29 protein-coding genes are annotated in these 23,111 nt (G+C 71.4%); 8 read left to right on the forward strand and 21 right to left on the reverse strand.

Translation table 11 applies throughout. From position 1 onward, the window contains the following. Positions 1 to 3: 3 nt before the first annotated feature. Positions 4 to 261 carry a hypothetical protein gene (locus ACQP2Y_RS44130; protein WP_433722555.1) on the forward strand — a complete coding sequence of 86 codons (258 nt, stop codon included), beginning with the start codon at positions 4 to 6 and terminating at the stop codon, positions 259 to 261. Between the two features lie 71 nt (positions 262 to 332). Beyond that, positions 333 to 1,382: a sulfotransferase family protein gene (locus tag ACQP2Y_RS44135; protein WP_433722557.1), complete on the forward strand. Its 1,050-nt coding sequence runs from the start codon at positions 333 to 335 to the stop codon at positions 1,380 to 1,382. On the opposite strand, the gene ACQP2Y_RS44140 is transcribed toward ACQP2Y_RS44135, so the two are convergent. From ACQP2Y_RS44140 to ACQP2Y_RS44195, 12 genes are all read right to left on the reverse strand, one after another. Then, positions 1,335 to 1,733 (reverse strand): DNA glycosylase AlkZ-like family protein, encoded by a 399-nt coding sequence (locus ACQP2Y_RS44140; RefSeq protein WP_433722559.1) that lies wholly within the window; start codon positions 1,731 to 1,733, stop codon positions 1,335 to 1,337. The two genes, ACQP2Y_RS44135 and ACQP2Y_RS44140, sit on opposite strands and share 48 nt — an antisense overlap. Continuing rightward, the gene (locus ACQP2Y_RS44145) at positions 1,730 to 1,930 is read right to left on the reverse strand and encodes a DNA glycosylase AlkZ-like family protein (RefSeq protein WP_433722561.1); all 201 of its coding nucleotides are present in this window, start codon (positions 1,928 to 1,930) and stop codon (positions 1,730 to 1,732) included. The genes ACQP2Y_RS44140 and ACQP2Y_RS44145 overlap by 4 nt, the downstream gene beginning before the upstream one ends. A gap of 252 nt (positions 1,931 to 2,182) precedes the next feature. Beyond that, the gene (locus ACQP2Y_RS44150) at positions 2,183 to 2,668 is read right to left on the reverse strand and encodes a hypothetical protein (RefSeq protein WP_433722563.1); all 486 of its coding nucleotides are present in this window, start codon (positions 2,666 to 2,668) and stop codon (positions 2,183 to 2,185) included. Positions 2,669 to 2,675: 7 nt separating this feature from the next. Continuing rightward, positions 2,676 to 3,038, reverse strand: a complete 363-nt coding sequence (locus ACQP2Y_RS44155; RefSeq protein ID WP_433722565.1) for a response regulator — start codon at positions 3,036 to 3,038, stop codon at positions 2,676 to 2,678. Further along, positions 3,035 to 3,511, reverse strand: coding sequence for a chemotaxis protein CheX (locus tag ACQP2Y_RS44160; protein ID WP_433722567.1), 477 nt, complete (start codon positions 3,509 to 3,511; stop codon positions 3,035 to 3,037). Before ACQP2Y_RS44160 ends, ACQP2Y_RS44155 begins: the two co-directional genes overlap by 4 nt. Then, complete coding sequence (locus tag ACQP2Y_RS44165) at positions 3,508 to 3,885, reverse strand: response regulator (protein WP_433722569.1); 378 nt, start codon at positions 3,883 to 3,885, stop codon at positions 3,508 to 3,510. Before ACQP2Y_RS44165 ends, ACQP2Y_RS44160 begins: the two co-directional genes overlap by 4 nt. Before the next feature lie 15 nt (positions 3,886 to 3,900). Further along, complete coding sequence (locus ACQP2Y_RS44170; RefSeq protein ID WP_433722571.1) at positions 3,901 to 4,746, reverse strand: CheR family methyltransferase; 846 nt, start codon at positions 4,744 to 4,746, stop codon at positions 3,901 to 3,903. Then, positions 4,743 to 5,933 carry a protein-glutamate methylesterase/protein-glutamine glutaminase gene (locus ACQP2Y_RS44175; RefSeq protein WP_433722573.1) on the reverse strand — a complete coding sequence of 397 codons (1,191 nt, stop codon included), beginning with the start codon at positions 5,931 to 5,933 and terminating at the stop codon, positions 4,743 to 4,745. Before ACQP2Y_RS44175 ends, ACQP2Y_RS44170 begins: the two co-directional genes overlap by 4 nt. Positions 5,934 to 5,949: 16 nt before the next feature. Next, on the reverse strand, positions 5,950 to 6,822 hold the full coding sequence (locus ACQP2Y_RS44180) for a hypothetical protein (RefSeq protein ID WP_433722575.1): 873 nt from the start codon (positions 6,820 to 6,822) through the stop codon (positions 5,950 to 5,952). Then, entirely contained in the window at positions 6,822 to 7,259 is a 438-nt protein-coding gene (locus ACQP2Y_RS44185) for a chemotaxis protein CheW (RefSeq protein WP_125812421.1), read from the reverse strand. The genes ACQP2Y_RS44180 and ACQP2Y_RS44185 overlap by 1 nt, the downstream gene beginning before the upstream one ends. A gap of 1 nt (position 7,260) precedes the next feature. Next, positions 7,261 to 9,603, reverse strand: coding sequence for a chemotaxis protein CheA (locus ACQP2Y_RS44190; RefSeq protein WP_433722578.1), 2,343 nt, complete (start codon positions 9,601 to 9,603; stop codon positions 7,261 to 7,263). Positions 9,604 to 9,688: 85 nt separating this feature from the next. After that, the gene (locus ACQP2Y_RS44195; protein ID WP_360545800.1) at positions 9,689 to 10,387 is read right to left on the reverse strand and encodes a response regulator transcription factor; all 699 of its coding nucleotides are present in this window, start codon (positions 10,385 to 10,387) and stop codon (positions 9,689 to 9,691) included. Between the two features lie 223 nt (positions 10,388 to 10,610). On the opposite strand from ACQP2Y_RS44195, the gene ACQP2Y_RS44200 reads away from it, so the two are divergent. Continuing rightward, positions 10,611 to 11,324 (forward strand): sensor histidine kinase, encoded by a 714-nt coding sequence (locus ACQP2Y_RS44200; protein WP_433722580.1) that lies wholly within the window; start codon positions 10,611 to 10,613, stop codon positions 11,322 to 11,324. Positions 11,325 to 11,443: 119 nt separating this feature from the next. Beyond that, positions 11,444 to 11,956, forward strand: a complete 513-nt coding sequence (locus ACQP2Y_RS44205; RefSeq protein ID WP_433722582.1) for a CAP domain-containing protein — start codon at positions 11,444 to 11,446, stop codon at positions 11,954 to 11,956. Between the two features lie 4 nt (positions 11,957 to 11,960). Here the strand turns inward: ACQP2Y_RS44205 and ACQP2Y_RS44210 are convergent, their stop codons facing one another. Then, positions 11,961 to 13,046 carry a UDP-N-acetylmuramate dehydrogenase gene (locus tag ACQP2Y_RS44210; protein WP_433722584.1) on the reverse strand — a complete coding sequence of 362 codons (1,086 nt, stop codon included), beginning with the start codon at positions 13,044 to 13,046 and terminating at the stop codon, positions 11,961 to 11,963. 66 nt (positions 13,047 to 13,112) lie between these two features. On the opposite strand from ACQP2Y_RS44210, the gene ACQP2Y_RS44215 reads away from it, so the two are divergent. From ACQP2Y_RS44215 to ACQP2Y_RS44225, 3 genes are all read left to right on the forward strand, one after another. Beyond that, entirely contained in the window at positions 13,113 to 13,874 is a 762-nt protein-coding gene (locus ACQP2Y_RS44215; protein WP_360545808.1) for a maleylpyruvate isomerase family mycothiol-dependent enzyme, read from the forward strand. 180 nt (positions 13,875 to 14,054) lie between these two features. After that, complete coding sequence (locus tag ACQP2Y_RS44220) at positions 14,055 to 15,482, forward strand: GH1 family beta-glucosidase (protein WP_433722587.1); 1,428 nt, start codon at positions 14,055 to 14,057, stop codon at positions 15,480 to 15,482. Positions 15,483 to 15,486: 4 nt separating this feature from the next. After that, positions 15,487 to 16,503 (forward strand): LacI family DNA-binding transcriptional regulator, encoded by a 1,017-nt coding sequence (locus ACQP2Y_RS44225; RefSeq protein ID WP_433722589.1) that lies wholly within the window; start codon positions 15,487 to 15,489, stop codon positions 16,501 to 16,503. Between the two features lie 6 nt (positions 16,504 to 16,509). Here the strand turns inward: ACQP2Y_RS44225 and ACQP2Y_RS44230 are convergent, their stop codons facing one another. After that, a complete protein-coding gene (locus ACQP2Y_RS44230; RefSeq protein WP_433722591.1) occupies positions 16,510 to 17,319 on the reverse strand; it encodes an EI24 domain-containing protein in 810 nt (269 codons plus the stop codon). An 11-nt stretch (positions 17,320 to 17,330) separates the two neighbouring features. Continuing rightward, positions 17,331 to 17,792: a hypothetical protein gene (locus ACQP2Y_RS44235; RefSeq protein ID WP_433722593.1), complete on the reverse strand. Its 462-nt coding sequence runs from the start codon at positions 17,790 to 17,792 to the stop codon at positions 17,331 to 17,333. A 152-nt stretch (positions 17,793 to 17,944) separates the two neighbouring features. Here ACQP2Y_RS44235 and ACQP2Y_RS44240 point away from each other — a divergent pair, with 152 nt between their 5' ends. Next, on the forward strand, positions 17,945 to 18,979 hold the full coding sequence (locus ACQP2Y_RS44240) for a PKD domain-containing protein (protein WP_433722595.1): 1,035 nt from the start codon (positions 17,945 to 17,947) through the stop codon (positions 18,977 to 18,979). Position 18,980: 1 nt separating this feature from the next. Here the strand turns inward: ACQP2Y_RS44240 and ACQP2Y_RS44245 are convergent, their stop codons facing one another. The 6 genes from ACQP2Y_RS44245 to ACQP2Y_RS44270 all read right to left on the reverse strand — a co-directional run bounded on the left by ACQP2Y_RS44245 (position 18,981) and on the right by ACQP2Y_RS44270 (position 23,086). After that, positions 18,981 to 19,871, reverse strand: a complete 891-nt coding sequence (locus tag ACQP2Y_RS44245) for an alpha/beta fold hydrolase (protein ID WP_433722597.1) — start codon at positions 19,869 to 19,871, stop codon at positions 18,981 to 18,983. Then, on the reverse strand, positions 19,868 to 20,191 hold the full coding sequence (locus ACQP2Y_RS44250; protein ID WP_360545822.1) for a DUF2516 family protein: 324 nt from the start codon (positions 20,189 to 20,191) through the stop codon (positions 19,868 to 19,870). The genes ACQP2Y_RS44245 and ACQP2Y_RS44250 overlap by 4 nt, the downstream gene beginning before the upstream one ends. Before the next feature lie 86 nt (positions 20,192 to 20,277). Then, the gene (locus tag ACQP2Y_RS44255; protein ID WP_433722599.1) at positions 20,278 to 20,724 is read right to left on the reverse strand and encodes a hypothetical protein; all 447 of its coding nucleotides are present in this window, start codon (positions 20,722 to 20,724) and stop codon (positions 20,278 to 20,280) included. After that, entirely contained in the window at positions 20,721 to 21,251 is a 531-nt protein-coding gene (locus ACQP2Y_RS44260; protein WP_433722601.1) for a helix-turn-helix domain-containing protein, read from the reverse strand. The genes ACQP2Y_RS44255 and ACQP2Y_RS44260 overlap by 4 nt, the downstream gene beginning before the upstream one ends. A gap of 69 nt (positions 21,252 to 21,320) precedes the next feature. Beyond that, entirely contained in the window at positions 21,321 to 22,256 is a 936-nt protein-coding gene (locus ACQP2Y_RS44265; RefSeq protein ID WP_433722603.1) for an asparaginase, read from the reverse strand. Then, a complete protein-coding gene (locus ACQP2Y_RS44270; protein WP_433722605.1) occupies positions 22,253 to 23,086 on the reverse strand; it encodes a 3-keto-5-aminohexanoate cleavage protein in 834 nt (277 codons plus the stop codon). The genes ACQP2Y_RS44265 and ACQP2Y_RS44270 overlap by 4 nt, the downstream gene beginning before the upstream one ends. Positions 23,087 to 23,111: the final 25 nt, after the last annotated feature.

A 23,111-nucleotide genomic window follows, 5' to 3' on the forward strand; every position in this document is an offset into this window, starting at 1 on the left:
TCCGTGATCCGTCCCTCCGTCCTGCTGTTCGCGCTGCTGATGAGCGCACCGGCGCTGTACCGCTATCTCACCGACGAGGTCGACATCAGCCAGGTGCTGATCCGCTTCCTCATCGCCGTGCCGATCGCCGCGGTCCTGCTCGCCGGCCTGCGTTTCGTCACCGCCGGGTACGGCAGGACGGAGGAGCCGGGCACACCCACGATGCCGACGCCGGGATCGCCCGATTCGTCGGGCTCTGCGGGGATTCACGACACGCCTTGACCGTTCGTTAACAATTCCGTTTTGTTGGCATATGTTACCTCCGGTGCTCGACTGCCCACCGGAGGTGAACTGTGCCCGCTGACCGCCCGGTCATCGTCGTCGGCTGCCCGCGCTCGGGCACCACGATGCTGCAGCTCATGCTGCACGCCCACCCCCGCATCGCGATCCCGCCCGAGACCCGGTTCGTGCTGAGCGTGTACCGCGAGCGCCGCGACTTCGGCGACCTGGCGGTGCCGGCCAACCGGCGCGCCCTGGCCCGCCGGATCGTCGACCACCAGGAGACCCGCTTCTGCGACCTCGGCCTCGACGCCGAGGACGTGGCCGAGCGGATCACCGCCGGGCCGGGCACGCTCGGCTCCGCGCTGGGCACGGTCTTCCAGCAGTACGCGGCCCGCTTCGGCAAACCGCGCTGGGGCGACAAGCGACCGGCCTACCTGCACAACATCGACATCCTGCTGCGGCTCTTCCCAGACGCGCAGTTCATCAACATCGTCCGCGACGGCCGGGACTGCGTGGCCTCGCTGAAGGAGATGTCCTGGCACCGCAAGGACATCTACGCGACGGTCGCGGCGTGGGCCCGGGCCGTCGACGATGCCCGCCGGGCCGCCCGGCGCCTGGGACCGCGGCAGTGGCACGAGGTGCGCTACGAGGACCTGGTGGCCGATCCGCACGGCCGGCTTGCCGCCATGTGCGCGTACCTGGGCGAGGAGTACCACCCGGCGATGGCCGAGCCGTCCGCGGTGGCGCAGGTGGCGGTGCCCTCGTTCAAGACCTGGCACGCGCTGACCCACGCCCCGGTGACCACCCAGCGGGTGCAGAGCTGGCAGACCCGGCTCGACCCGGAGGAGATCGCCCTGTGCGAGGCGGCGCTGGGGTCCCGGCTCGTGGCCAGCGGGTACGAGGTGTCCGGCACGGTCCGCCCGGCCCCGGCCGAACTGCTGCGCTACGGCTGGACCGCGGCTCCACAGCGGCTGGTCCCGGCCCGGCGCGGTCTGAGCCGGGCCGCGAGCCGGCTGCGGCCCGGCCGGGGGCTGGCGTACGTGCCGGGAATGACGCTTACACAGCGGATGGCGTCAGAGCCGCACGAGACGAACGGCCGGGTCGACGCCGGCCAGCCGTGACAGCTCGGCACCTTCCCGGCACACCTCGGCACGTTCCGCCGCGCTCAGCGGGGCGAACAGCCGCACCTCCAGCACCCCGGCCCTGATCTTCCACAGGCCCCGCACCATCCCGTCGACCGTCAGCGCGGCGTCCGCCACCAGGTACGGACGCCGCTCGGCGGCCACGATGCGGGACCGGTCGGCGTGACCGAACAGCACATTGTCGAAGCCGGGCAGGAACCGTACGGGTGCCGGCACGTCCGCTCCCGGGCGCGGCGCGTCCGGCAGGTCGAAAAGCTCGACGCCGGAGTCATCGCGAAAGACGCGCAGCCGCGGGCGCAACGCCTCGAAGACCTCGCGCAGCCGGGTCATGCCTGCATGTCCCGCGCCGACGCGGGACCGAACGCGGCCAGATAACGCCGGACGAGTTCCTGGACGTCCCGGATCTCCAGCGGGCGCCCCAGCAGTCGCTCGGCGTGCGCGAAGGGGTGGCGCCCCGCCGGCCCCAGGTGCCGTCGGGCGCGGGATGCACGATCGGCAGCAGCCCCTGCACGGACCGAGCCAGCCATTGCGGATCGCACTCCGGCCACCGCCGGACCAGCGCCCGGCCGAGCTCGGGTCGCGTCAGGGTCCGGGCGCCCAGCACGTCACGGGCCACCGCGGCCAGCTCGGCCGGCGCGATCCCGGCGGTGTGCCGCCCGAACGCGCCGCGCTGCCAGACGTCCAGCATGGGCTGGAGCAGCGGCCGCACCCAGAGCTGACCGTTTCCGGCGCGGGGATCTGCTCGTGAGTGCCGAGCAAGTGGATCCCCGCGCCGCTGCCTAGACGAGAGAGAGCGACAACTTTCCCTTGCCGTAGCGGGCCACCTCGACGGTCAGGTCCAGGCGCTTGCCCAGGGCCAGCAGGTGCGCACGGGCGTCGTTCGGGATGTCCATGCCCGGGTAGATCACCTGGTAGAGCTTCACGTGCGGGGCGCCCTCGCGGTTGAGCAGGCTGGTCAGCACGTTGCAGAGCTCGAAGACGTTCTCGGCCAGGTTCGGGAAGAGCTTCTTCTCCTCGATGCTGTCTTCCGCGGCGCCGGCCGGGAGCAGGCCCAGGGCGGCGCCGGCGTTGGCCGCCAGCGCCAGTTGCATGCCCAGGACCGCGTAGAGCTGCTGCGACGTGTCCGCGTAGACGGCGATCACGGCGGTGGGCAGGTCGGCGGCGGTCATGGGGTCGCCTGGCGAGACGTTGACGTCGCGGCCGAGCAGGTCCTCGAAGAGATTGCGAACGGTGAGGGCGACGGGGATAACCGAGGTGTCAGACATAGCTATATCATCCCAAAATAGGAGAGAAGACCTCGTCAAAACGTTCCGCAGTGAACGGCTTGACGATGAAGAAAGCGGAACCGGCGGCCTCCGCCGCCTGCTGCATCTCGGCCGTGCACTCCGAGGTCACGAAACCGAACTTCACGTTGTTGCCGGCTGCCCGCAGTTGCTGCAGCACCTCGATGCCGGTCATCTCCGGCATGTTCCAGTCCGAGATCACCAGGTCCGGCTTCTCGGCGACCGCCATGTCCACGGCCTGCTTCCCGTCGGCCGCCTCGACCAGGTCGTGGTCGCCGAAACCGGCCTGCCGCAGGGTCCGGGTGACGATCTGGCGCATCACCCGGCTGTCGTCCGCGATCAGGATCTTCATGCGCTTGCCTCCTGCTTCACGCTCTGCCACATCGAGATGGACACCGGCTCGCCGTCCCAGATGCCGTACAGGCCGCTGATCCGTTCGGCTGCCGGGTAGTACGAGGCCGTGTCGGGCGCCAGCACCACCGTCGGCAGCGACAGGAAACAGCCGGCCGGCAGCATCGCCTTGACGTTGCCGCCGACGATGTTGGCCAGTTCGCCGAGCACGTCGGAGATGTCCTCCTGGGCGACCTCGTCGGGCTCCATGGCGAGGAAGGCCGCGGCGGCCTTCCGGGCGGCGTTCTGCGAGGACGCGTAGACCAGGTGGCCGTGCCAGGAGCCGGTGATCGACACCGTCGAGTGCACCTCCGACACCTGTTTCACGTCACCGTGCGGCACCAGCGGGCTGACCCCCTCGGGGTCCAGGTACGAGACCCACACCTGCTCCGCCATCTCGGCGAGGTCTCCCTCAGTCACCACGGGTTCGCTCATGAGTTCGCTCCGGTCGGGACGAGGCCCAGCAGGGCCAGCTTTTCGATCATCGCGCCCTCGGTGAAGGGCTTGATCACATATTCGTGGGCGCCCGCGGCGAGGGCCCGGACGATCTGGCTCTGCTCGCTCTCGGTCGTGACCATGACCAGCGTCATCTCGCGCAGCCGGGGTTCGGCCCGCACCTTCGTCACGAACTCGAGCCCGTTCATGTTGGGCATGTTCCAGTCGATGAGGGCCAGCTCCGGCACCTCGGACATCGTGGCCAGCAGATCGAGGGCCTCTTGGCCGTCACCGGCCTCGACCGCCTCGAAGTTCAGCTTGGCGACGATGCGCTTGAGAATCATCCGCATCGCCCGGGAATCGTCGATCACCATGGCACGCACCGCAGCTCACCCCTTCCTCGCGGTACCGGCCGGCACCGCGCTCCGCACTCGGTAGGCAGAGGTCCGGCCGGCCGCCACCCGTTCGTAGTTGTCGTCGATGCCGATCGTCGTCTCGGCGGCTCCGAGGAACAGCCAGCCGTCCGGCCGCAACAGCCGGGCGACGTTGCGCAGCACCGACTTCTTCGTCGCGACGTCGAAGTAGATGAGCACGTTGCGCAGGAAGATCACGTCGAACGGCGGCAACGCCGGCAGGGGCGCGGTGAGGTTCATCAACTTGAACGACACGTTGCGCCGCAGTCCCGGGGTGACCCGCCAGTGCGCGCCGGCCCGCTCGAAGTACTGGACCAGCTGGGTCGCGGGCAGTCCCCGGTTGACCTCGACCTGGCTGTACTCGGCCGTCTCGGCCCGCTTGATCATCTCGGTGGAGATGTCACTGCCCATGATCTCGTACGACCACCCCGCCGGCAGGTTCTCCTGCAACGTGATCGCGAGGCTGTACGCCTCCTGACCGCTGGAGCTGGCCGCCGACCACAGCCGCAGCTTGCGGTTCGTCCCCCGGGCGCGGACCAGCTCGGGCAGCACCACGTCGGTCAGCGCGGAGAACGGTTCCCGGTCCCGAAACCACGACGTCTCATTGGTGGTCAGCGCGTCGATGATCCGGCGCTGGTCCTCCGGGTTGGGCCGGCGCTGCATATTGGCCAGGAACTCGGCCACACTGGCCGCGCCCACCTGCCGGGCCACCGGGATCAGCCGCGCCTCGACCAGGTACTCCTTGCCCGGAGCGAGGACGATGGCCGCCTCCCGGCGGACCAGGGCCGAGACGAACGCGAAGTCGGAGGCCGAAAGGGTCATCGGGTCACCGCCGTCGGACGCGCGACGCGACCGGTCTGGACCCGCTGGATCAGTGCGGCCGCGATCCGGTCCAGCGGCAGGATCTCGTCCGCCAGCCCCGCGCCGACCACGGCACCGGGCATGCCCCAGACCACGGAACTGGCCTCGTCCTGCGCCAGGATTTCGGCACCTGCCTCACGCAGCACCTTCGCACCACCCCGTCCGTCGTATCCCATGCCGGTCAGCACCGTGGCGAACGCCGAGGCTCCGAAGAGCGCGGCCACCGAACGGAACATCACATCGACCGCCGGACGGCACGAGTTCTCCGGCGGCGCGCCACTGAGCTGGGTCAGCGTCGCGGTGCTCCGGCGTTGCAGCACGAGGTGCTTGTCGCCGGGAGCGATGTAGACGGTGCCGGGCGCGAGCTCCATGCCGTCGCCCGCCTCGACGACGCGCAGCGAGGTGCTGCGGTCGAGGCGCTCGGCGAACATCCGGGTGAAGACCGGCGGCATGTGCTGGGTGACCACGATCGGCACCGGCAGGTCGGCGGGCAGCGCCTGCAGCACCTTGGTGAGCGCGTCCGGGCCGCCCGTCGAGGAGCCGATCGCCAGGATGTCGACACGGCCGGGTGCGCCCGCGCGGCGTACCGGGCGGGCCGGACCGGCTGCCGCGGGACCGGCGGGCCGCAGCGGCGCCAGACCGGGACGACCGGGCACCGGTCCGCCGGGCCGTCCGGCGGGCGGTGGGCTCAGTCCTGGCCGGCCCGGCGTCGGGCCGGGCCGGGCCGGCGGGCCGGGTGGCGGGCGACGGCCGGCCAGCGCATGGATCTTCGGTACGAGCTGCTCGCGCACAGCCGCGATGGATTCCGCAATGGACCCGACGTTGCTCGGCTTCATCACGTAGTCGGTGGCACCGGCGGACAGCGCCTCCAGCGTCGCGCTCGCCCCGGCGGCCGACAGCGTGCTGAACATGATCACCGGTAGCTGCTTGTGCCGCTTGCGCAGCTCACGCACGGCTTCGATGCCGTTCATCTGCGGCATCTCGATGTCCATGGTGACCGCGTCCGGCTTGAGCTGATCGATCTTCGCCTGGGCCAGCAGGCCGTTGGCGGCGGTGCCGACCACCTCGATGCCGGGCGCGCCGGTCAGCGAGTCCACGATGAGCCGGCGGACGACCACGGAGTCGTCGACGACCAGGACTTTGATCATGAAATCACCGCGCCCTTCACCCGAGCCACGCCGGGCCGAGCGCCGCGACCACCGGCGCGAGCAGCCGGTGGGCCGTGGCGGTGTCCAGCAGGTCCCGGACGACGAGGGCCTGCACCGCGCCGCTGAGCATGTTCCACACCCCGCCCGCGCGATCGGCCAGCGGAATCGCCGCCGTGTCGATCGCCTGCACGAGCAGCATCTGGGCGGCCGCGGCGGTCCGGACCCGGTCGGACAGGTACGCCGCCCAGGACGCCGAGTGCACCGCCGGGGACCACCCGCCGGCGTTGCGCCGGGCGTCCTCCGCGGACTGCAGCAGCCGGGCCAGGTCGTTCGCCCGGATCGAACGCAGCCGGTCCAGCAGGGCCGACACCGCGTAGTGGTGCGGGCCCAGGTCGATCGGCTTGCCCGCGGGCAGCTTGCGCAGCGCGGACACCCAGCCGGCGCCGAGCATCCGGCGGGTCGAGTCGTCCAGCACCTCCCGCAGATAGCTGGCCACGGCCGCGTCGCAGAGCAGGGCCGTCGCCGAGGCGGCGTCCTCGCTCTGCTTGGCGTCGCGCCCGGCGCCCTGCCAGGTCCAGGCCATCACGTCGTAGCGCAGGCAGGTGAGCAGCGAGTCCACCGACCCGATCGGGGCCCGCTCGACCAGCGCCAGCGAGCTGGCCGGGTCGTCGGCCTTGAGACCCTTGAGCGTCGGCATCTTGCGGGCCGCGCTCTCCACCTCGACCCAGAGCGGCCCGCGGACACCCTCGTCGGGCAACCGCTCGGCCAGCACCGGCAGGTCCCCGACGCTGAGGCGCAGGGCGCGCAGCAGCACCTCGGCGGTCGCCGACCCGCCACCGAGGCGGGTCAGGTCGAAGCCGAGGACGGGGGCGCTGACGAGGCTGTACATCAGGTGGTGGCTCGATAGGTGTCGACGGCCTGGTTCACGTCCAGGGCCAGCATCAGCCGTCCGTCCATCTTGAAGGTGCCGGTGACCAGCTCCCGGGTCGGGCCGCTGAGCGTGTCGGGCGGGCCTTCGAAGGCCTCGTCGTCGAGGTCGACGACCTCGCCGATGCGGTCCACGAGCAGGCTGACCGGCTCGCCGTCGCCGCGCAGGATCACGTTCATCACCGGGCCCTGCATGGCCTGGCGGACCAGGCCGAGCTGCACCCGCAGGTCGACCGCGGCGATCACCTGGCCGCGCAGGTTGAACAGGCCGCCGACGGCCGGCGGAGCCAGCGGTACGGGGGTGTACTCGTTGTAGGAGAGCACCTCCTGCACCGTGTGCACCTCGACCCCGAACAGCTGGTCGGCCACCTCGAAGGTGGCGAACTGACGACTCGCCATGTCAGGCCTCCACCAGCATCTCGTCGGCCACCTCGGTGTAGAAGTTCGGATCGGCGGCCAGGATGGCCCGGCGCACGTCCAGCAGCTCGGTCACCCGTTGCTGGATGACCGCGGTGCCGATCAGGCCGTCCTCCTCCGCCTCGCGGCGCGCCGTCGTGGAGTTCTCCGCGATGTCGACGATCCGGTCGACGACCAGCGCGACGCTGCGCTCGCCCTCGCTGTAGACGACCACGGACACGGTGTCGCCCTCCTCCACCTCGCTGTACGCCCCGAGCAGGTGCGACAGGCGCACGAGCGGCAGGATCTGGCCCCGGTACTGCACGACCTCGCGGGAACCGGCGTGCTCGATGCGGTCCCGCGGGAACTCCTCGAGCCGGGTCACCGCGTCCAGCGGGATCGCCACCCGGCGTTCCCCGACGGCCGTGACCAGCAGGCGCTCGCCGTTGGCCGGTCCGCCACTGGCCCGCGAGGTGCCGACCAGGTTTCCCCGGTCGGACTCGGCGGTCAGCTGCGAGCGCCGGGCCAGCGACGAGACGTCGAGGATCAGGCCGACCTTGCCGTCGCCCAGGATGGTGGCGCCGGCGTACAGGCCGATGTCCTTGAACCTGCTGTTGAGCGCCTTGACCACGACTTCCTCGGTGTTCAGGACGCGGTCCACGACCAGGCCGAAGCGGCGGCCGTCAGCGTGCAGCACCATGATGTAGACACCCTGGTCGCCGCCGACGTTGAGGCCGAGCGTCCGGTCCAGGCGGACCAACGGGAGCAGCTTGCCGCGCAGCCGGTAGACCGGCGCGCCGGAGGCGTACTCGATCTTCGTGGACTGGCCGTCGATGAAGACCAGCTCCAGCACGGCCACCTGCGGCACCACGTAGCGCTGGTCGCCGCAGTCCACGGTCAGCGCCTGGATGATGGCCAGGGTCAGCGGGATGGTGAGGCGCCAGACCGTACCCTCGCCCAGCGTCGAGTCGACGCTGACCGCGCCGCCGATCCGCTCGATGTTGGTCTTGACGACGTCCATGCCGACACCGCGGCCGGACACGTTGGTCACCTTGGCGGCGGTGGAGAAGCCGGGCTGGAAGACCATCGCCATGATCTCGCGCTTGTCCATCGTGGCGACCTGCTCGGGGCGCAGCAGACCCTTCTCGATCGCCTTCGCGGCGATCCGGTCCACGTCGATGCCGGCGCCGTCGTCGGCCACATCGACCGCGACGTGCCCGCCCTCGTGGTACGCCCGCAGCGTCAGCGTGCCGACGGCCGGCTTGCCCGCGGCGACCCGCTTGTCGGCCTCCTCGATGCCGTGGTCCACCGCGTTGCGCACCAGGTGCGTCAGCGGGTCCTTGACGGCCTCCAGCAGGCTGCGGTCGAGCTCGGTCTCCTTGCCCTCCATCACCAGCTCGACCTGCTTGCCGAGCGACTGGCTGAGGTCCCGGATGACCCGGGGCAGCTTGGACCAGATGTGCTCGATGGGCTGCATCCGGGTCTTCATGATGCCCTCTTGCAGCTCACTGGTGATCATGCCGAGTCGCTGGGCGACGCGGACCAGGCCGGAGTCGCCGGTCTCCATCACGCCGCGGACCAGCTGGTTGCGGGCCAGCACCAGCTCACCGACCAGGTTCATCAGGCCGTCCAGCAGGTCGACGTCGACCCGGATCGCGCTGTCCGCGACGCTGCGCTTCGGGGCCTGCTGCTGCAACGCCTCGTTGACCGCGGCGGGCTGGGCCTTGCCCTCCTCCAGCAGGATCGCGCCGAGCTTGCGCTCGTCCCCCTCGAGCTGCTGCTGCAAGGCGGAGCCGACATCGCTGGGCGCCGCGGCGCCGGACTCGACGAGCATCTCGCCGAGCGGCTTCCGCTGCCCCTCCACGGGCTCGGGCGCCGCACGCACGGGCTTCTCCTCCAGCGGCTCCGGCTCCTCGGCGGGCTCGGCGGCCGCGGCGGGCGCCGCCGGTGCGGCGGCCTCGGGCGCGTTCATCTGCGCGTGTACGGCGGTGATGATGCTGTCGACGTCGACGTCACCCTCGTTGCCGTCCTGCTCGATGGCCTCCAGCAGCGACCGGACCCCGTCGATCGTGGCCAGCAGGGTCGTGATCGTGGTCGGCGTGACCGGCTGGACCCCGTCCCGCAGCCGCGAGAGCAGCGACTCGCCGGCGTGGGCGAGTGTCTCGAGCCGGCTGAAGGCCAGGAATCCACTCGTTCCCTTGATCGTGTGGATGGCCCGGAAGATGCGTGAGATCAGATCACGCGATCCCGGTTCCTGTTCGAGGGCGACGAGATCCCGGTCGATCTGATCCAGGTTCTCGTGGCTCTCCATCAGGAATTCGCCGACGATCTCGCCAAGGTCTTCCACGGACTACCTCCTGCTCGGTTCCCATGCTGCTCATCGACCTCCTGGCTCCTCACCTGAGGACACCAGGACTGCTACCGCCGCGGGCTCAGCTGTCACCACCCGGCCGCCGATAGCGGTAACCGAAGCCGCGCACGGATTCGATCGGGGAATCCTCGGGATCCGTCCAGCCGAGCTTGCGGCGCAGCCGCAGGACCGCGAACTTGACCCGTTCCTGGCCGATGCCGGTCGGGTCGTCCCAGGCCTGGGTCAGCAGCTGGTTCGGGCTCAGCACCGCGCCCGCGTGCCGGACCAGCGCGTTGAGCAGCCGGAACTCGGTCGGGGTGAGGCGCTTCTCGTCGCCCTTGACGTAGACCCGGCGTTTGGTCGGGTCCAGGTGCACCAGGCCGTCGTCGTAGATCTGGCTGGCCCAACTGTTCTGTGCGCCGTTCGAGCGGCGCAGCAGGGCCTCGACCCGGGCCAGGAGCTCATTGTTGGCGAACGGCTTGGTGAGGTAGTCGTCGGCGCCGCCGCGCAGCCCGCGTACCTTCTCGGCCTCCTGGCCGTGCGCGGTCAGCACCAGCACGGGGACGTCCGAGACGTCCCGCAGCCGTTCGAGCACCTGCCAGCCGTCCATCTCCGGCAGGCCGACGTCGAGCACGACCAGGTCGGGATGCTCGGCGTAGGCCTCCTTCAGACCGGTACGGCCGTCACCGGCGTGCGCCACCTCGTAGCCGGCCCGGCTGAACAGCAGCCGCAGGGCCAGCGCGATGTCCGGGTCGTCCTCGACCACGAGCAGCCTGCTCATGCTCCCACCACCATGACCCCCCAACGCTGCGTCGCCAGACGCGGCTGCCCGGGCCGGCACGGCACATGCCCGGCATCGGTCAGCGTCTTGCTTGCGCCCCCCGCGACCGCGGGCGGCGAAGATGAAATGTCCAAAACCACGATAGCGTGACGTGTCGGTTCATATACGGAAAGTTATAGTTCAGCGTGCGCTTCCGCTTCCGGGGCCGATCGGTGGACAACCGATGAGCCCCGCTCCCGCTCCCGCGACCCCGACCCTGTCGGGCGGCGCGCTCCAGCCCCGCTTCCTCACCGTCATCTCGCACGAGCTGCGGACGCCGCTGACCACCATCGCGTCGTTCACCGAGAGCCTCGACACCGACGACCTGGCCCCGGCCGAACGCTCGGTGGCGCTGGCCGCCGTACGGCGCAACACCGACCGGATGCTCACCCTGGTCGAGGACCTGATGCTGGTGACCCGGCTGCAGACCGGGGACCTGGAACTGCGGCCGACCCCGGTGGACCTCGGCGCGCTGATCCGGGAGGCCGCCGAGCTGCTGGCCAGCCGGGAGCCGTACACCGCGGCGACGGTGCGGGCGGGCACCGGGCCGGCGTTGTCGGCGGACGCCTCGCTGCTGCGGGACCTGTTCTATGCGGTGGTCGGCACAGTGGCCAGCGGAGCCGCCGACCGGTCAGCCACGGTCAGCGCCGAGGCCGGGGCCGAAGGCTGGACCGTGCACGTCACCGCGCGGCAGGCCGAGCAGCTCACCGACGAGCACCTGATGGCCGGGATGCTGGCCACTCCGGAACCGCCGCACCGGCGGCGCAGCACCGCCGTCTGGATGCTGCTGGCGGAGGCCATCGCGGCCCGGCACGGCGGCTCGGTCCGGCTGACCTTCGCCCCCGAAACGGGCGCCGGTGCCGAGATCGGGCTTCCCCTGACCATCCCCTCAGACTGACACAGACCTCGCACCGGCCACCCGGAAACGGTCAAAGAAGGGACGTACCTCCAAAAAGCCGGTCCGATTACGATGCCGGGCGACAGGCGCCCGGCCGTGGACCGGGAGGCAGCACCTTGTTGGAATCCGTACGTCGTCTCGCCCTTGTCGCGGCCGCGCCGATCGCCCTGCTCGGGCTGACCGCCGCGCCGGCGCACGCCGTCACCGCGATCCCCGCGACCGGCCCGGCGCGGACCGCCCCGACGACCTCACAGGTTCTCGGGGCCGAGGTGGTCACGCTCACCAACGAGGAACGGGTCCGGAACGGGTGCCCGGCGCTCACCGTGGACGAGGAACTGACCGTCGCGTCCGTACGGCAGAGCCACTACATGGCGGCCACCGGGGACTTCGGCCACTTCGGCTGGCGCGGCTCGACCTTCCTGACCCGGTCGCGGGCGGCCGGCTACCACGCCGTGGCAGCGGAGAACGTGGCCTACGGCTTCTCCAGCTCGGCCGAGGTGATGGCCGCCTGGATGGCCAGCCCGCCGCACCGCCGCAACATCCTCAACTGCGACGTGAAGTCGTTCGGCGCCGGTGTGCAGCAGGCCGTGAACGGCACCTACTACTGGACGCAGGTCTTCGGCTGGCGCTGAGCCGTCAGAGCGAGCAGTTGATCAGGACCGGTTCGGGATGCAGGACGACACCGAACCGGTCCCGTACGCCGTCACGGATCTCGCGGGCCAGCTCCAGCAGGGCCGTCGTGGTGCCGCCGCCGCGGTGGGTCAGGGCCAGGGTGTGCTTCGACGAGATGGCCACCGTGCTGCCGCCGTACCCCTTGGCGAAGCCGGCCTTCTCGATCAGCCAGGCCGCCGGCACCTTGACCGTGCCGTTCGGGGCCGGCCAGCTCGGCGGCTCGCCCGCGTCGACCAGCCGGTCCTGCACCCGGGCCCACTCCTCGGCGGACAGCACCGGGTTGGTGAAGAACGAGCCGACCGAGCGGGTGTCCGGATCCTCCGGGTCGAGCACCATGCCCTTGCTCGCGCGCAGCTTCAGCACGGTCTCGCGGACCCGCGCGGCACTGACCCGCTCACCGACCTCGACCCCGAGGTGCCGGGCGAGCTCGGTGTAGCGGATCGGCGCCGACTCCGCCGACTCGGCGAGCCGGAAGTCGACGTCGAGGACCAGCCAGCGGTCGCTGTGCTTGAAAATGCTCGACCTGTACGCGAAACCGCACTCCGGCAGCGACAGCACCCGCATCTCGTCCTCGTGCCGGTCGTAGACGTGCACCGCCTCGATGGTGTGCGCGACCTCCTGGCCGTACGCGCCCACGTTCTGGATCGGCGTCGCGCCGGCCGAGCCCGGGATGCCGGAGAGCGCCTCCAGGCCGGACATCCCCCGTTCGAGGGTGTCCGCGACGAGGTCGTCCCAGGGCTCACCGGCGGCCACCCGGACCAGCGCGCCGCGGGCGTCCCGGTCGATCAGCCGGACGCCCCGGGTGCGCAGCAGCAGCACCGTCCCGGGGAACCCCTCGTCGGAGATCACGACGTTGCTCCCGCCCGCGAGGACCAGGACCGGTTGCCCCTTTCGGGCAGCACCCCGTACGGTTGACACCGCTTCGTCCGGTTCGGACACCACGGTCAACGTGCTTGCCGGACCGCCGAGGCGTAGCGTCGTGTACGCCCCCAGCGAACTGGCATGCGCAGCGGATGCGTCGGTTGGGTGGTCAGCACTAACGTCAGGCACGACGTTCACCCTAGGCCGCGGGCCCGGGGTGGGAACCGGTGGACCTCCTCGAGCGGGAGAAGGCTGATGAACAGGCTGCACGCGACCAAGGACTTCTGGCTCGCCGCCCTGCGCGCGGACGGGCCGGCTTTCCAGGACGCCGTCACCGAGACGGGTCCCGACGCCGTCGTGCCCTCGTGTCCCGGCTGGACGGTCGCCGATCTCACCGAGCACCTCACCGTGCTGCTGCACTGGGTGCGTGAGCTGACGCCGCGCGGCGTGGTCGACCGGCCCGCCGACCGGGTCGTCCCCGAGCCGCGGCCCCCGTGGCCGGAGGCCCTCGACGGCCTGCGCCGGGAGCTGACCGGCACGATCGAGACCCTCGACGCGCTCGACCCGGACTTCCCCAGCTGGACCTGGCCGGCCCAGGCCCGCAAGGCCGGCTTCTGGCAGCGCCGGATCGCCCACGAGGTCTCCGTGCACCGCTGGGACGCCGAGTCCGCGGCCGGCCGGGCCACCCCGATCGAGACCAAGCTCGCCGCCGACGGGGTCAACGAGGTGCTCGACACCTGGCTGCCCGCCGGCCGCCGCAAGGGCCCCACCGACCTGCACGGCGTTGTGCACCTGGTGGCCACCGACGCCAGTTACGAATGGTTCGTCCGGCTCCGCGGCGCGGGCATCGCGCTGCTCGACACCGGCACCATCCTCGACAGCGACGACCACCACGCGCGGGCCGAGGCCAGCGGCACGGCCAGTGACCTTCTGCTGGCTCTGATGGGCCGGATCGATCCGGACAATCTGGTCGTCACCGGCGACCGTCGCCTGTTCAGCGCATTGCAGGCCGGTTGAGCATCTCGTCCCCCGAACGGGATTCCGCAACTTTCGGATAGCTCCCGGAAAGGTGAATGGCTCTACGCTGTACCGGTTAAGGGCGATCGCTTCCGGTCGCCCGTCAGAGTCCCGCCGCTGATCAGACCGGTCGGCGCGGCCCGGCACGGCAGCGGCGGATCATGCAGGGAGCGGTGAAGGATGACGGCAACCGTCTCGGTGGAATCGAGCGAGGATCCGCTGGCATCGGGGGTACGGTTCCCGGACGGCTTCGTCTGGGGCGCCGCAACGGCGTCGTACCAGATCGAAGGCGCGGTGAACGAGGACGGGCGCGGCCCGTCCATCTGGGACACGTTCAGTCGCGAGCCCGGCCGGGTGCACGCCGGGCACACCGGTGACGTGGCCTGCGACCACTACCACCGGTATGTCGAGGACGTCGCGCTGATGGCCGACCTGGGCCTGGCCTCGTACCGGTACTCGATCGCCTGGCCGCGCATCCAGCCCGACGGCACCGGCCCGGTCAACACCCGGGGCCTGGACTTCTACGACCGGCTGACCGACGAGCTGATCGGCAAGGGCATCGACCCGGTGGTCACGCTCTACCACTGGGACCTGCCGCAGAGCCTGCAGGACCGGGGCGGCTGGACCGTCCGGGACACCGCCGAGGCCTTCGCCGAGTACGCCCAGATCATGCACGCCCGGCTCGGCGACCGGGTCCGCACCTGGACCACGCTGAACGAGCCGTGGTGCTCGGCCTATCTCGGCTACGCCAGCGGCGTCCACGCTCCCGGCATCCGGGACGCGGCGTCGGCGTTCAAGGCGGTGCACCACCTGCTGCTCGGCCACGGCCTGGCCGCGCGGGCGCTGCGGGAGGCCGGCGCGCAGAGCGTCAGCATCACCCTCAACCCGTCGGCCGTCTTCCCGCTGGACGAGAACAACCCGGGCGACGTCGACGCCGCCCGGATCGTGGACGGCCTGAGCAACCGGATCTTCCTCGACCCGCTGCTGCGCGGTCGGTATCCGGACGACATGCGCGAGCACATGGCCCGCTTCACCGACCTGAGCTTCATCCGCGAGGGTGACGAGGCGATCATCAACGCGCCGATCGACGTGCTCGGGATCAACTTCTACACCCCGTCGTACGTCTCGGCGAAGCCCGGCCAGCCGGCCTCGCCCGACGCACCCGGCACCGAGGGCATCGCCTTCCGCAAGCCGGTCGGCCCGATCACCGACATCGGCTGGCAGATCGAGCCGGCCGCGCTGACCCGGCTGCTGGACCGGATCCACCGGGACTACCCCGGTACGCCCATGATGATCACCGAGAACGGCGCCGCGTACCCGGACGGCCCGGCCGAGGACGGGCAGATCCACGACAGCAACCGGATCGAGTATTTCGACGGGCACCTGCGCGCCTGCCTCGATGCCATTTCCCACGGCGTTGACCTTCGGGGATACTTCGCCTGGTCGTTGATGGACAATTTCGAATGGGCCGAGGGGTACGCCAAGCGGTTCGGCATCGTGCACGTGGACTACACCACGCAGCGCCGGGTGCCCAAGGACAGCGCACGGTGGTACCAGGAGGTGATCCGGCGTAACGGTCTCACCGACCAGGGCCGGATCGGGGAGTGAGCTGATGGTGACGCGGGAGCGACCGACCCTCGAGGCGGTGGCGAGGCGCGCCGGCGTCTCGAGGGCGACCGTCTCCCGCGTCGTCAACGGGTCGACCACGGTCGCCGTGGCGATCCGCGAGGCAGTGCACCAGGCCGTCGCGGAGCTGGGCTACGTGCCCAACCAGGCTGCCCGCAGCCTGGTCACGCAGCGCACCGAGTCGATCGCGCTGATCCTGCCGGAGACCGCCAACCGGGTCTTCTCCGACGACCTGTTCTTCCCCGCGGTGATCCGCGGCGTGAGCATGGAGCTGGACGCGGCGGACAAACAGCTCGTGCTGATGATGGCGGGCTCGGCCGCCAGCCACGACCGGGTCGAGCGGTACGCGATGGCCGGTCACGTCGACGGCGTCATGTTCGCCTCGATGCACGGCGCCGATCCGCTGCCCGGCGCCCTGGCCCGGCTCGGCATCCCGGTGGTGTGCAGCGGCCGCCCGATGACCCCGGCCGAGCTGCCGGTCCCCTACGTCGACGTGGACCACGTCGGCGGCGTGGGCCAGGCCGTGCGCCACCTGATCAGCACCGGCCACCGCCGGATCGCCACCATCGCCGGGCCGCAGGACATGATCGCCGGCGTCGACCGGCTCACCGGCTACCAGGAGACCCTGCGCGCCGCCGGGCTGACCGAGCACGTGGCCTTCGGCGACTTCACCCGCGACTCCGGGCTGCGCGCGATGCGCCGGCTGCTCACCGAGGATCCGCAGCTCGACGCGGTGTTCGTGGCGTCGGACATGATGGCCCACGGCGCGCTGCAGGCGCTCAAGGACGCCGGCCGGCGGGTGCCGGCGGACGTGGCGGTGGTCGGCTTCGACGACTTCGAGATCAGCCGGCTCAGCGACCCGCCGCTGACCACGGTCCGCCAGCCGATCGTCGACATGGGCCGCACGATGGCCCGGCAGATGCTCGGCCTGGTCAACGACAAGCAGGACGTCCCGGACGCCGTGGTGCTGCCCACCGAGCTGGTGGTGCGCGCCTCGGCCTGAGGGTGCTCAGCCCTCGATCGGCAGGCCCAGCACCTTGCGGGAGAGCAGCGTGCCCCCGACGACCGCCGCCGGCATCAGCAGCACGGCGCCGAGCGGGATGAGGAAGCAGGCGAAGACCGCGACGCCGAAACCCAGCGCCGTCGCCCGGTCGCCGCGCAGAGCCGCCCGGCGGTGCCGCAGCCGCCGCCCGCGACGCTGGAACGGGACCCCGGTCAGCTCCACCGCCAGCAGCCAGCCGGCGACCGCCCCGCCGACCACCGGGACGACGGTCTGGCCGACCACCGGGATGAAACCGGCCGCGAACAACGGGATGCCGAAGAGCACCGACAGGCCGATCAGGCGCAGCGAGTCGACCAGGCTCCGGGCCAGCGAACGGCCCAGCGACACCTCGACCTCGTCCGGCACACCCCCGAAGCGGTCCTCGACCATCCCGGAGATCTTCTCGTAGAACGGGTCGCCGATCAGCAGCGTGACCGCGGTGAAGGTGAGCACGCCGATCAGGCCGCTGAGCCCGATCAGGGCCGCGCCCGCGACGATCCGGAGCACGTCCCGCCCGGCGGCCGACCAGTCGTCGGCGAACCAGGTGACCCCGGCCGCCAGGTCGTCGATGAAGACGATGAGGGTGATCAGCAGGGCCGCGTACAGCACGCCGGAGATCACCGCGGGCAGCAGGCCGAGGCCGAGCATCCGCGGATTGCGCAGGACCAGGCCGAGACCCCGGGGCAGCAGGCCGGCCCCGGTGGCGAACCGGCGTACGGCGCCGCCGGTCGCCGCGGCGCCCCGGCCGGCCGCGGACCGCAGGTGAGTGTCATCCACGTTGCGGGAGCTTAGGACCTGCGGACCAGCCCTGCTCCGCCGAGGCCGAAGTCCGGTGCGGCGCTGCCGGACGGCACCGTCGCCGACGGGCTCGGCGGCGTGCTGACGATCTGGGTGGGCGTGGGCACCGGCGGCAGCAGCGTCAGGGTCGGATCCGGTGAGCCGGACGTGACGATGACGGCCGGCGTGGACGCGCTCGGCGCCGTACTGGCGGCGGGCGCGCCGGGCAGACCGGGCAGCGAGGACTCCACCGCCACCGGCTCGGGCGGCCGGGGCGACCAGTCCAGCACCGGTGAGGTGGTCGCCGTGGTGGCCTTCGGGGGTGGCGCGGCGCCGATCCCGCCGGCCCCGCCGGGTGCGCTCACCGGCGGTGGGGCGGGGGGCGGCGTACCGAGGGTCCAGCCGACGGTGACGGCGAACGGGAGGCCGAGGGCTACGACGCTGAAAAAGATGGATCTGGGGGAGTACCGCACGTCCTCAACACCGGATCAGCAGCCCGAAAAGTTACGGCGTAGCCGGATTCGCCCCGAAGTACCGCCCCGGGAACAGCTTGATCGACGACGATCCGGCCCGGTACTGTCCATCGGCTCACATCGAATGCGAGCACTTTTCCACGGGGAGATTCATGAATACCGGACGACCTCGCGGTCTCGCCGCGATGCTCACCCTCGCGCTCGGGGCCGGCACGGTGGCCGGCGCGGGTCTGCTCGGCTCGCCCGCCTGGGCCGCCGGCGGGCTGACCGGCACCTACACCCTGGACAGCACCAGCATCTGGACCGGTCAGCAGGTCACGCTGACCGAGGGCGAGCTGGTCGACGAGACCCCGGAATCGGTCGCGGAGCGCACGGTCGACTGGGGCGACGGCTCGCCCGTGCAGACCCTGGCCGCCGAGGCCAGGAAGGCGACCCACAAGTACGCCGCGGTCGGCAGCTACCCGGTCAAGGTGCAGCTGAAGGACACCGACGGCGAAGGCACCGCGACGATCACCAACGCCACCACGACGGTGCAGGTGACGACCGCGATCGGCAGCTACAAGTTCAACGTGGCGTCGAACTGGACCTGGGAGGACGGCGGCGCCACGGCCAAGCTGCTGCTCTCGGGCATCCCGGCCGCCGCGACCCGGGTGTGGGTGGACTGGGGTGACGGCAAGACCAGCCTGCTCGGCCCCACCACCGGCTCGACGACGCACTACTACCCGGTCGGCACGCACACCGCGCGGATCACCCTGGAGAACGCCCAGGGCAAGACGACGCCGGTGACCACCCGGGCGTACACGGTGAAGGTCGACTACACCGCCCCGAGCAGCACGCTCACGGTGCCGCGCAAGCCGGCCCGGGCCTCGTACTGGAAGACGATCCAGGGCACGGCCAAGGACGGCCAGATCGGCATGGACTCGGTCGGCGTGCAGCTGTGGAAGTGGACCGCCACCAAGGACTACTACTTCAACTTCTCCACCCGTAAGTGGGTCCGCTACACCCCGGGTAAGACGAAGATCCCCAGCGCGGCCGTCTCCTGGCGCGGTGTGGACGCCAAGGGCGTCTGGAAGGTGCCGGTGCCCGGCCTCTCGAAGGGCTACTCCTTCGAGGTCGACTACGTGGCGGTGGACCGGGCCGGCAACGACAACGGCTGGAAGTACCGGGTGCAGAAGCTCACCAGCTGAGTCACTCCGCGTTCAGGAAGGTCGAGATGCGCTCGCGCAGCTCCTTGCGATGGGTCCACAGCAGCGTGGGCCTGTCGTAGACCTGCAACTCCGCACCCGGCAGCAGGCCGGCCAGGCGTTCCGCGACCGACACCGGGTGCACGTCGTCGCCGACACAGCCGATCACCAGGGCCGGGCCCCGGAACGCGGCCAGCACCGACTCGTCGGGCACCGCGGGGGCACGCCACAGCGTGTCCAGCTCCGGGGCCAGCCCGTCGGTCAGCAGCTGCTCGACGCGGTGACGCAGATAGCTCCAGCCCGTCGGCGTGTTACGCACCGCCGGCGGCAGCTCGGGCTCGACCGCCTCGGCGACCAGTGCGGCCTCGCCGGACTCCACCGCGGTGAGCAGCCGGGCCAGCCGCGCCTCGGCCACCGGCGGCCGTACGCCGTCCAGCGGCGCGGGCAGATAGAGCACGATCCGCTCGAAGCGCTCGGGAGACTGCGCGAGCAGCCGGCACAATGCGCCCGCGCCCATGCTGATGCCCAGCGCCCGGGTCGCCCCGGCCCGGTCGGCGACGGCCCGCAGGTCGTCGGCGAGGTCGGCGAAGCTCCACGGGCCGGGCGGTGCGTCGGAGCGGCCGTGCCCGCGGAAGTGGAAGAACACCCGGCGGCCGAGGACGCCGCTGCCCAGCGGGCGGGTCCCGGCGATGTCGCCGGCCAGCCCGTGCGCGAAGACGGTGACCGGCTCGCCGACGCCGGTGACGAGCTGTTCGAGCCGGCCGCCGTGCGGGGTCTCGATGAGCTGGGTCGGCGGCATCGGCAGGGTGGGCCGGCCGCTGCGGGGCGCGCTGGGCCCGGGGCCGGAGCTCCGCGGGCCGCCGTCCGGAGGCGGCGGCCAGCGGAGGCGCTTCACCAGAAGCCCTTGCCGTCCGACAGGTCACGCAGGCCGGGCCGGACGTCGAGCAGGTAGATGAGGGCGGCCGCGACGCCGATGAGGCCGAACAGGCCGGTGGCGCCGCCGCCGACGCCGAGCAGCGTCAGGATGATGCAGACCGCGAGGATGGCCAGCCAGGCGCCCTTGGGCAGGGTGCCGATGGCCTGGAATCCGTCGCCGCGCTGGGTCACGCAGTGGATCAGTGCGACTGCCTGCACCACCAACGACAGGATCAGGACGGCGAACGAGATGAGGCTCGCGACGTCGTCGTAGAAGATGGGTGTCGCGCTGTAGGCCATGACCGCCAGTCTATGCCGCGGGCCCCGGCTGACGCCGAGGCCCGCTGATCAATCAGTCGCAGGTCGTTACTTACTTGTCGCCGGCCCTACTTCTCGGTGGCCGGGCGGGTGACGCGCTTGCGCGGCTTCGGGGCCGGGGCAGCCTCGACAGCCTTCGGCTCCTCGGTGGTCTCGATGTCGGCGTTGACCACGTCGGCGGCCTCGACCACACCGGTGCCGACCACGCGCTCGCCGTGGGCGACCAGCGAGGTGTAGACGGCGAGAGCCCGCTCCTGCGCGGCCTGGGCGAACGCGACGGCGCCCGCGGCGGCGGTCTCGCGCAGCTTGTCGAAGTCGGTGCTGCTCGCGGTGCTCTTCAGCGTGGTGGCGGTGCTGCTCGCCGTGTCGTTCGCGGTGCGCAGCGAGGCGACCGCGCGGTCACCGAGCTCGGTGACGACGGCCGGCAGCTTGCGCAGCTGCTGGTAGGCCAGGTCACCGGCGCCGGCGGCGGCGTAGAGCGGAGCGGGGAAACGGGTCTTGGTCTGCTCGGTCATGACTTCTCCTCGGGCTTGGTGGTCTTGGGTGCGGGGGCGGCGCCGCCTTCGACGACTGCCACGTCCTGGACGACAGCCCGTAGGGCTTCGTCCTCGTCCGGCACGTCCGCGGCCGGCACACCGTCGCCGGGTGTGCCTTCCCCGGGCGTGCTCTCGTCGGGCGGGGTCGCCGCCGGCGTCTGCCGGGCGGTCTCGTTGCGGAACGTCTCGTAGATCTGCGACAAGGACTGCTTCTGCGCGATCGTCAGCTCGGGATCGGCTGCGATGGCGGCCAGCACCCCCTGCTGGCCCTCGCCGTCGAGCAGGCCGGCCCGCAGGTACATCGCGGGGGTCGACACCCGCAGCGCGCTGGCCAGCTGCTGCAGCACCTCGGCGCTGGGCTTGCGCAGGCCGCGCTCGATCTGGCTGAGATAGGGATTGCTCACGCCCGCCCGGTCGGCGAGCTGCCGGAGCGAGATCTTTGCGGTCTGCCGCAGGTCACGGATGAATTCACCGATGTCCTGGGGCAGATCCTTGGGTGCGGCCATGCATTCGACGGTAGCCGGAGGTGCTAGCTGTTGCAAGCAAAACGCTAACAATAGCTAGCGTGAACCCGGTCACCAGGCTGAGCGGACCTCTCCGACCTTGACCCCACCGCCGAGCACCGGCACCGTCTCCAGCTCGTCCAGCACTGGCGCGGAGACGCCGAGCCGGCGCAACGCGGACACCAGCACCGGCATCCGGGCCCGCATGGCGCCGTCCGCGACCTTGATCGCCACCGCGCCGAGACCCTCGACAGCCACCGCCACCACGCCCTCGGCCCCGCCCTTGGCCAGCAGCCCGGGCACGCCGTGCATCAGCCGGGTGTCGTCCTGGCCGGTGCCCGCCACCAGCTCCGGGTCGGCCCGCATGGTGTCGGCCACCAGCCGCTCGAAGGAGGTCGGCGGCGCGTCCACCAGCCGCTGGAAGCCCCGCGCCAGCGCGGTCAGCGACACGGCGAACACCGGCGCACCGCAGCCGTCGATGCCGGTGGCGGCGATCGGCTCCCCGGCCAGGTCGCTCACCGCCGCGGCCAGCGCCACCTGGAGCGGGTGCTTGGCGTCCCGGTAGTCCGCGAGCGACCAGCCGTTGACCACGCAGGTGGCGAGCATCCCGGCGTGCTTGCCGGAGCAGTTCATCAGGACCGGGGAGGCCCCGCCGCCGTCCCGCAGCACGATGTCGCGCTCGTCCTCCGAGAGCGGCAGCGACGGCGGGCAGCGCAGCGCGGACTCGTCCAGGCCCGCGGTGGCCAGGATCTGGCGGACCCGCGCCACGTGGAACGACTCGCCGAAGTGGCTGCCGCTGATCAGCGCGAGATCGGCCGGGTCGGCGGTGCGCAGGCCGGCCCGCAGCATGCCGACGGTCTGCAGCGGCTTGTTGGACGACCGCGGGAAGAACGGGTTGGTGACGTCACCGGCCGCCGCGATCGTTGCGCCGTCGGCGTCCAGCACGACCACCGAGCCGTGGTGCACGGACTCGACAAAACCCGAGCGCACGACCTCGGCGAGGATCATCGGGCCACCATCCCGAGCAGCTCACGGGCCTCGGCCGTGGTCAGCGGCGGGCGCTGGGCCAGCTGGGCGAAGCCGACTGCGCGGGCCACCAGCTGCATGTTCGACTCGACGGGACGGCCCTTCGCGTACGTGACGGTGTCCTCCATGCCGACCCGCAGGTGCCCGCCCGCCGACAGGGAAGCCAGCATCACGGGGATCGTGCTGCGGCCGATGCCGGTGGCCGAGAACGTGGTGCCCGCGGGCAGGTCCCGGATCGCCTGGTGGCACGCGACCAGGGCGGCGGCGGTGCCGGGCATGCCACCGGGCACGCCCATCACCAGGTCGACGTGGACGTGGCCGCCGTACGGCAGGCCGTGCTGGGCGAGCAGGCGCTGCAGGGTGGTGAGCTGGCCCAGGTCGAAGATCTCGTACTCGGGCACGATGCCTTTGTCCTGCATCCGGGTGTGCAGGTCGACGATGAACTCCCAGCGGTTCAGGAACACGCCGTCGCCGAAGTTGACCGTGCCCATCGTGCAGGAGGCCATCTCCGGGCCCGCATCCAGCACGGCCAGCCGGTCGGCCTCGGGATCGGTCACCGCGCCGCCCGAAGAGAGCTGCACGATGAGGTCCGTCGACTGCCGCAGCGCGGCCACGGTCTCGCGCAGCCGGCCCTGGTCCAGGGTCGGCTCGGCCGCGTCGTCGCGGATGTGGACGTGCACGATCGCGGCGCCGAGCGCCTCGCACTCCTTGGCGGTGGCCACGAGCTCGTTGATCGTCACCGGCAGCGCGGGTACGGCTGCCTTACTGCTCTCCGCGCCGGTGGGCGCGACAGTGATGAGGGTCCCGGTCATGCCGCGATCCTGCCATGCCGCCCCT

It is taken from the genome of Actinoplanes sp. CA-051413 (assembly GCF_050955795.1).
GTDB lineage: Bacteria > Actinomycetota > Actinomycetes > Mycobacteriales > Micromonosporaceae > Actinoplanes.

Excerpts from the sequence above, each read along its gene's own strand:
- ACQP2Y_RS44150 (WP_433722563.1), bottom strand. The coding sequence starts at position 2,668 with ATGTCTGACACCTCGGTTATCCCCGTCGCCCTCACCGTTCGCAATCTC.
- ACQP2Y_RS44165 (WP_433722569.1), bottom strand. The coding sequence starts at position 3,885 with ATGGTGATCGACGATTCCCGGGCGATGCGGATGATTCTCAAGCGCATC.
- ACQP2Y_RS44140 (WP_433722559.1), bottom strand. The coding sequence starts at position 1,733 with ATGACCCGGCTGCGCGAGGTCTTCGAGGCGTTGCGCCCGCGGCTGCGC.
- ACQP2Y_RS44175 (WP_433722573.1), bottom strand. The coding sequence starts at position 5,933 with ATGATCAAAGTCCTGGTCGTCGACGACTCCGTGGTCGTCCGCCGGCTC.
- ACQP2Y_RS44240 (WP_433722595.1), top strand. The coding sequence starts at position 17,945 with ATGAATACCGGACGACCTCGCGGTCTCGCCGCGATGCTCACCCTCGCG.
- ACQP2Y_RS44170 (WP_433722571.1), bottom strand. The coding sequence starts at position 4,746 with ATGACCCTTTCGGCCTCCGACTTCGCGTTCGTCTCGGCCCTGGTCCGC.
- ACQP2Y_RS44200 (WP_433722580.1), top strand. The coding sequence starts at position 10,611 with ATGAGCCCCGCTCCCGCTCCCGCGACCCCGACCCTGTCGGGCGGCGCG.
- ACQP2Y_RS44180 (WP_433722575.1), bottom strand. The coding sequence starts at position 6,822 with ATGTACAGCCTCGTCAGCGCCCCCGTCCTCGGCTTCGACCTGACCCGC.
- ACQP2Y_RS44145 (WP_433722561.1), bottom strand. The coding sequence starts at position 1,930 with ATGGCTGGCTCGGTCCGTGCAGGGGCTGCTGCCGATCGTGCATCCCGC.
- ACQP2Y_RS44265 (WP_433722603.1), bottom strand. The coding sequence starts at position 22,256 with ATGATCCTCGCCGAGGTCGTGCGCTCGGGTTTTGTCGAGTCCGTGCAC.
- ACQP2Y_RS44195 (WP_360545800.1), bottom strand. The coding sequence starts at position 10,387 with ATGAGCAGGCTGCTCGTGGTCGAGGACGACCCGGACATCGCGCTGGCC.
- ACQP2Y_RS44225 (WP_433722589.1), top strand. The coding sequence starts at position 15,487 with ATGGTGACGCGGGAGCGACCGACCCTCGAGGCGGTGGCGAGGCGCGCC.
- ACQP2Y_RS44215 (WP_360545808.1), top strand. The coding sequence starts at position 13,113 with ATGAACAGGCTGCACGCGACCAAGGACTTCTGGCTCGCCGCCCTGCGC.
- ACQP2Y_RS44185 (WP_125812421.1), bottom strand. The coding sequence starts at position 7,259 with ATGGCGAGTCGTCAGTTCGCCACCTTCGAGGTGGCCGACCAGCTGTTC.
- ACQP2Y_RS44255 (WP_433722599.1), bottom strand. The coding sequence starts at position 20,724 with ATGACCGAGCAGACCAAGACCCGTTTCCCCGCTCCGCTCTACGCCGCC.
- ACQP2Y_RS44270 (WP_433722605.1), bottom strand. The coding sequence starts at position 23,086 with ATGACCGGGACCCTCATCACTGTCGCGCCCACCGGCGCGGAGAGCAGT.
- ACQP2Y_RS44160 (WP_433722567.1), bottom strand. The coding sequence starts at position 3,511 with ATGAGCGAACCCGTGGTGACTGAGGGAGACCTCGCCGAGATGGCGGAG.
- ACQP2Y_RS44250 (WP_360545822.1), bottom strand. The coding sequence starts at position 20,191 with ATGGCCTACAGCGCGACACCCATCTTCTACGACGACGTCGCGAGCCTC.
- ACQP2Y_RS44260 (WP_433722601.1), bottom strand. The coding sequence starts at position 21,251 with ATGGCCGCACCCAAGGATCTGCCCCAGGACATCGGTGAATTCATCCGT.
- ACQP2Y_RS44220 (WP_433722587.1), top strand. The coding sequence starts at position 14,055 with ATGACGGCAACCGTCTCGGTGGAATCGAGCGAGGATCCGCTGGCATCG.
- ACQP2Y_RS44155 (WP_433722565.1), bottom strand. The coding sequence starts at position 3,038 with ATGAAGATCCTGATCGCGGACGACAGCCGGGTGATGCGCCAGATCGTC.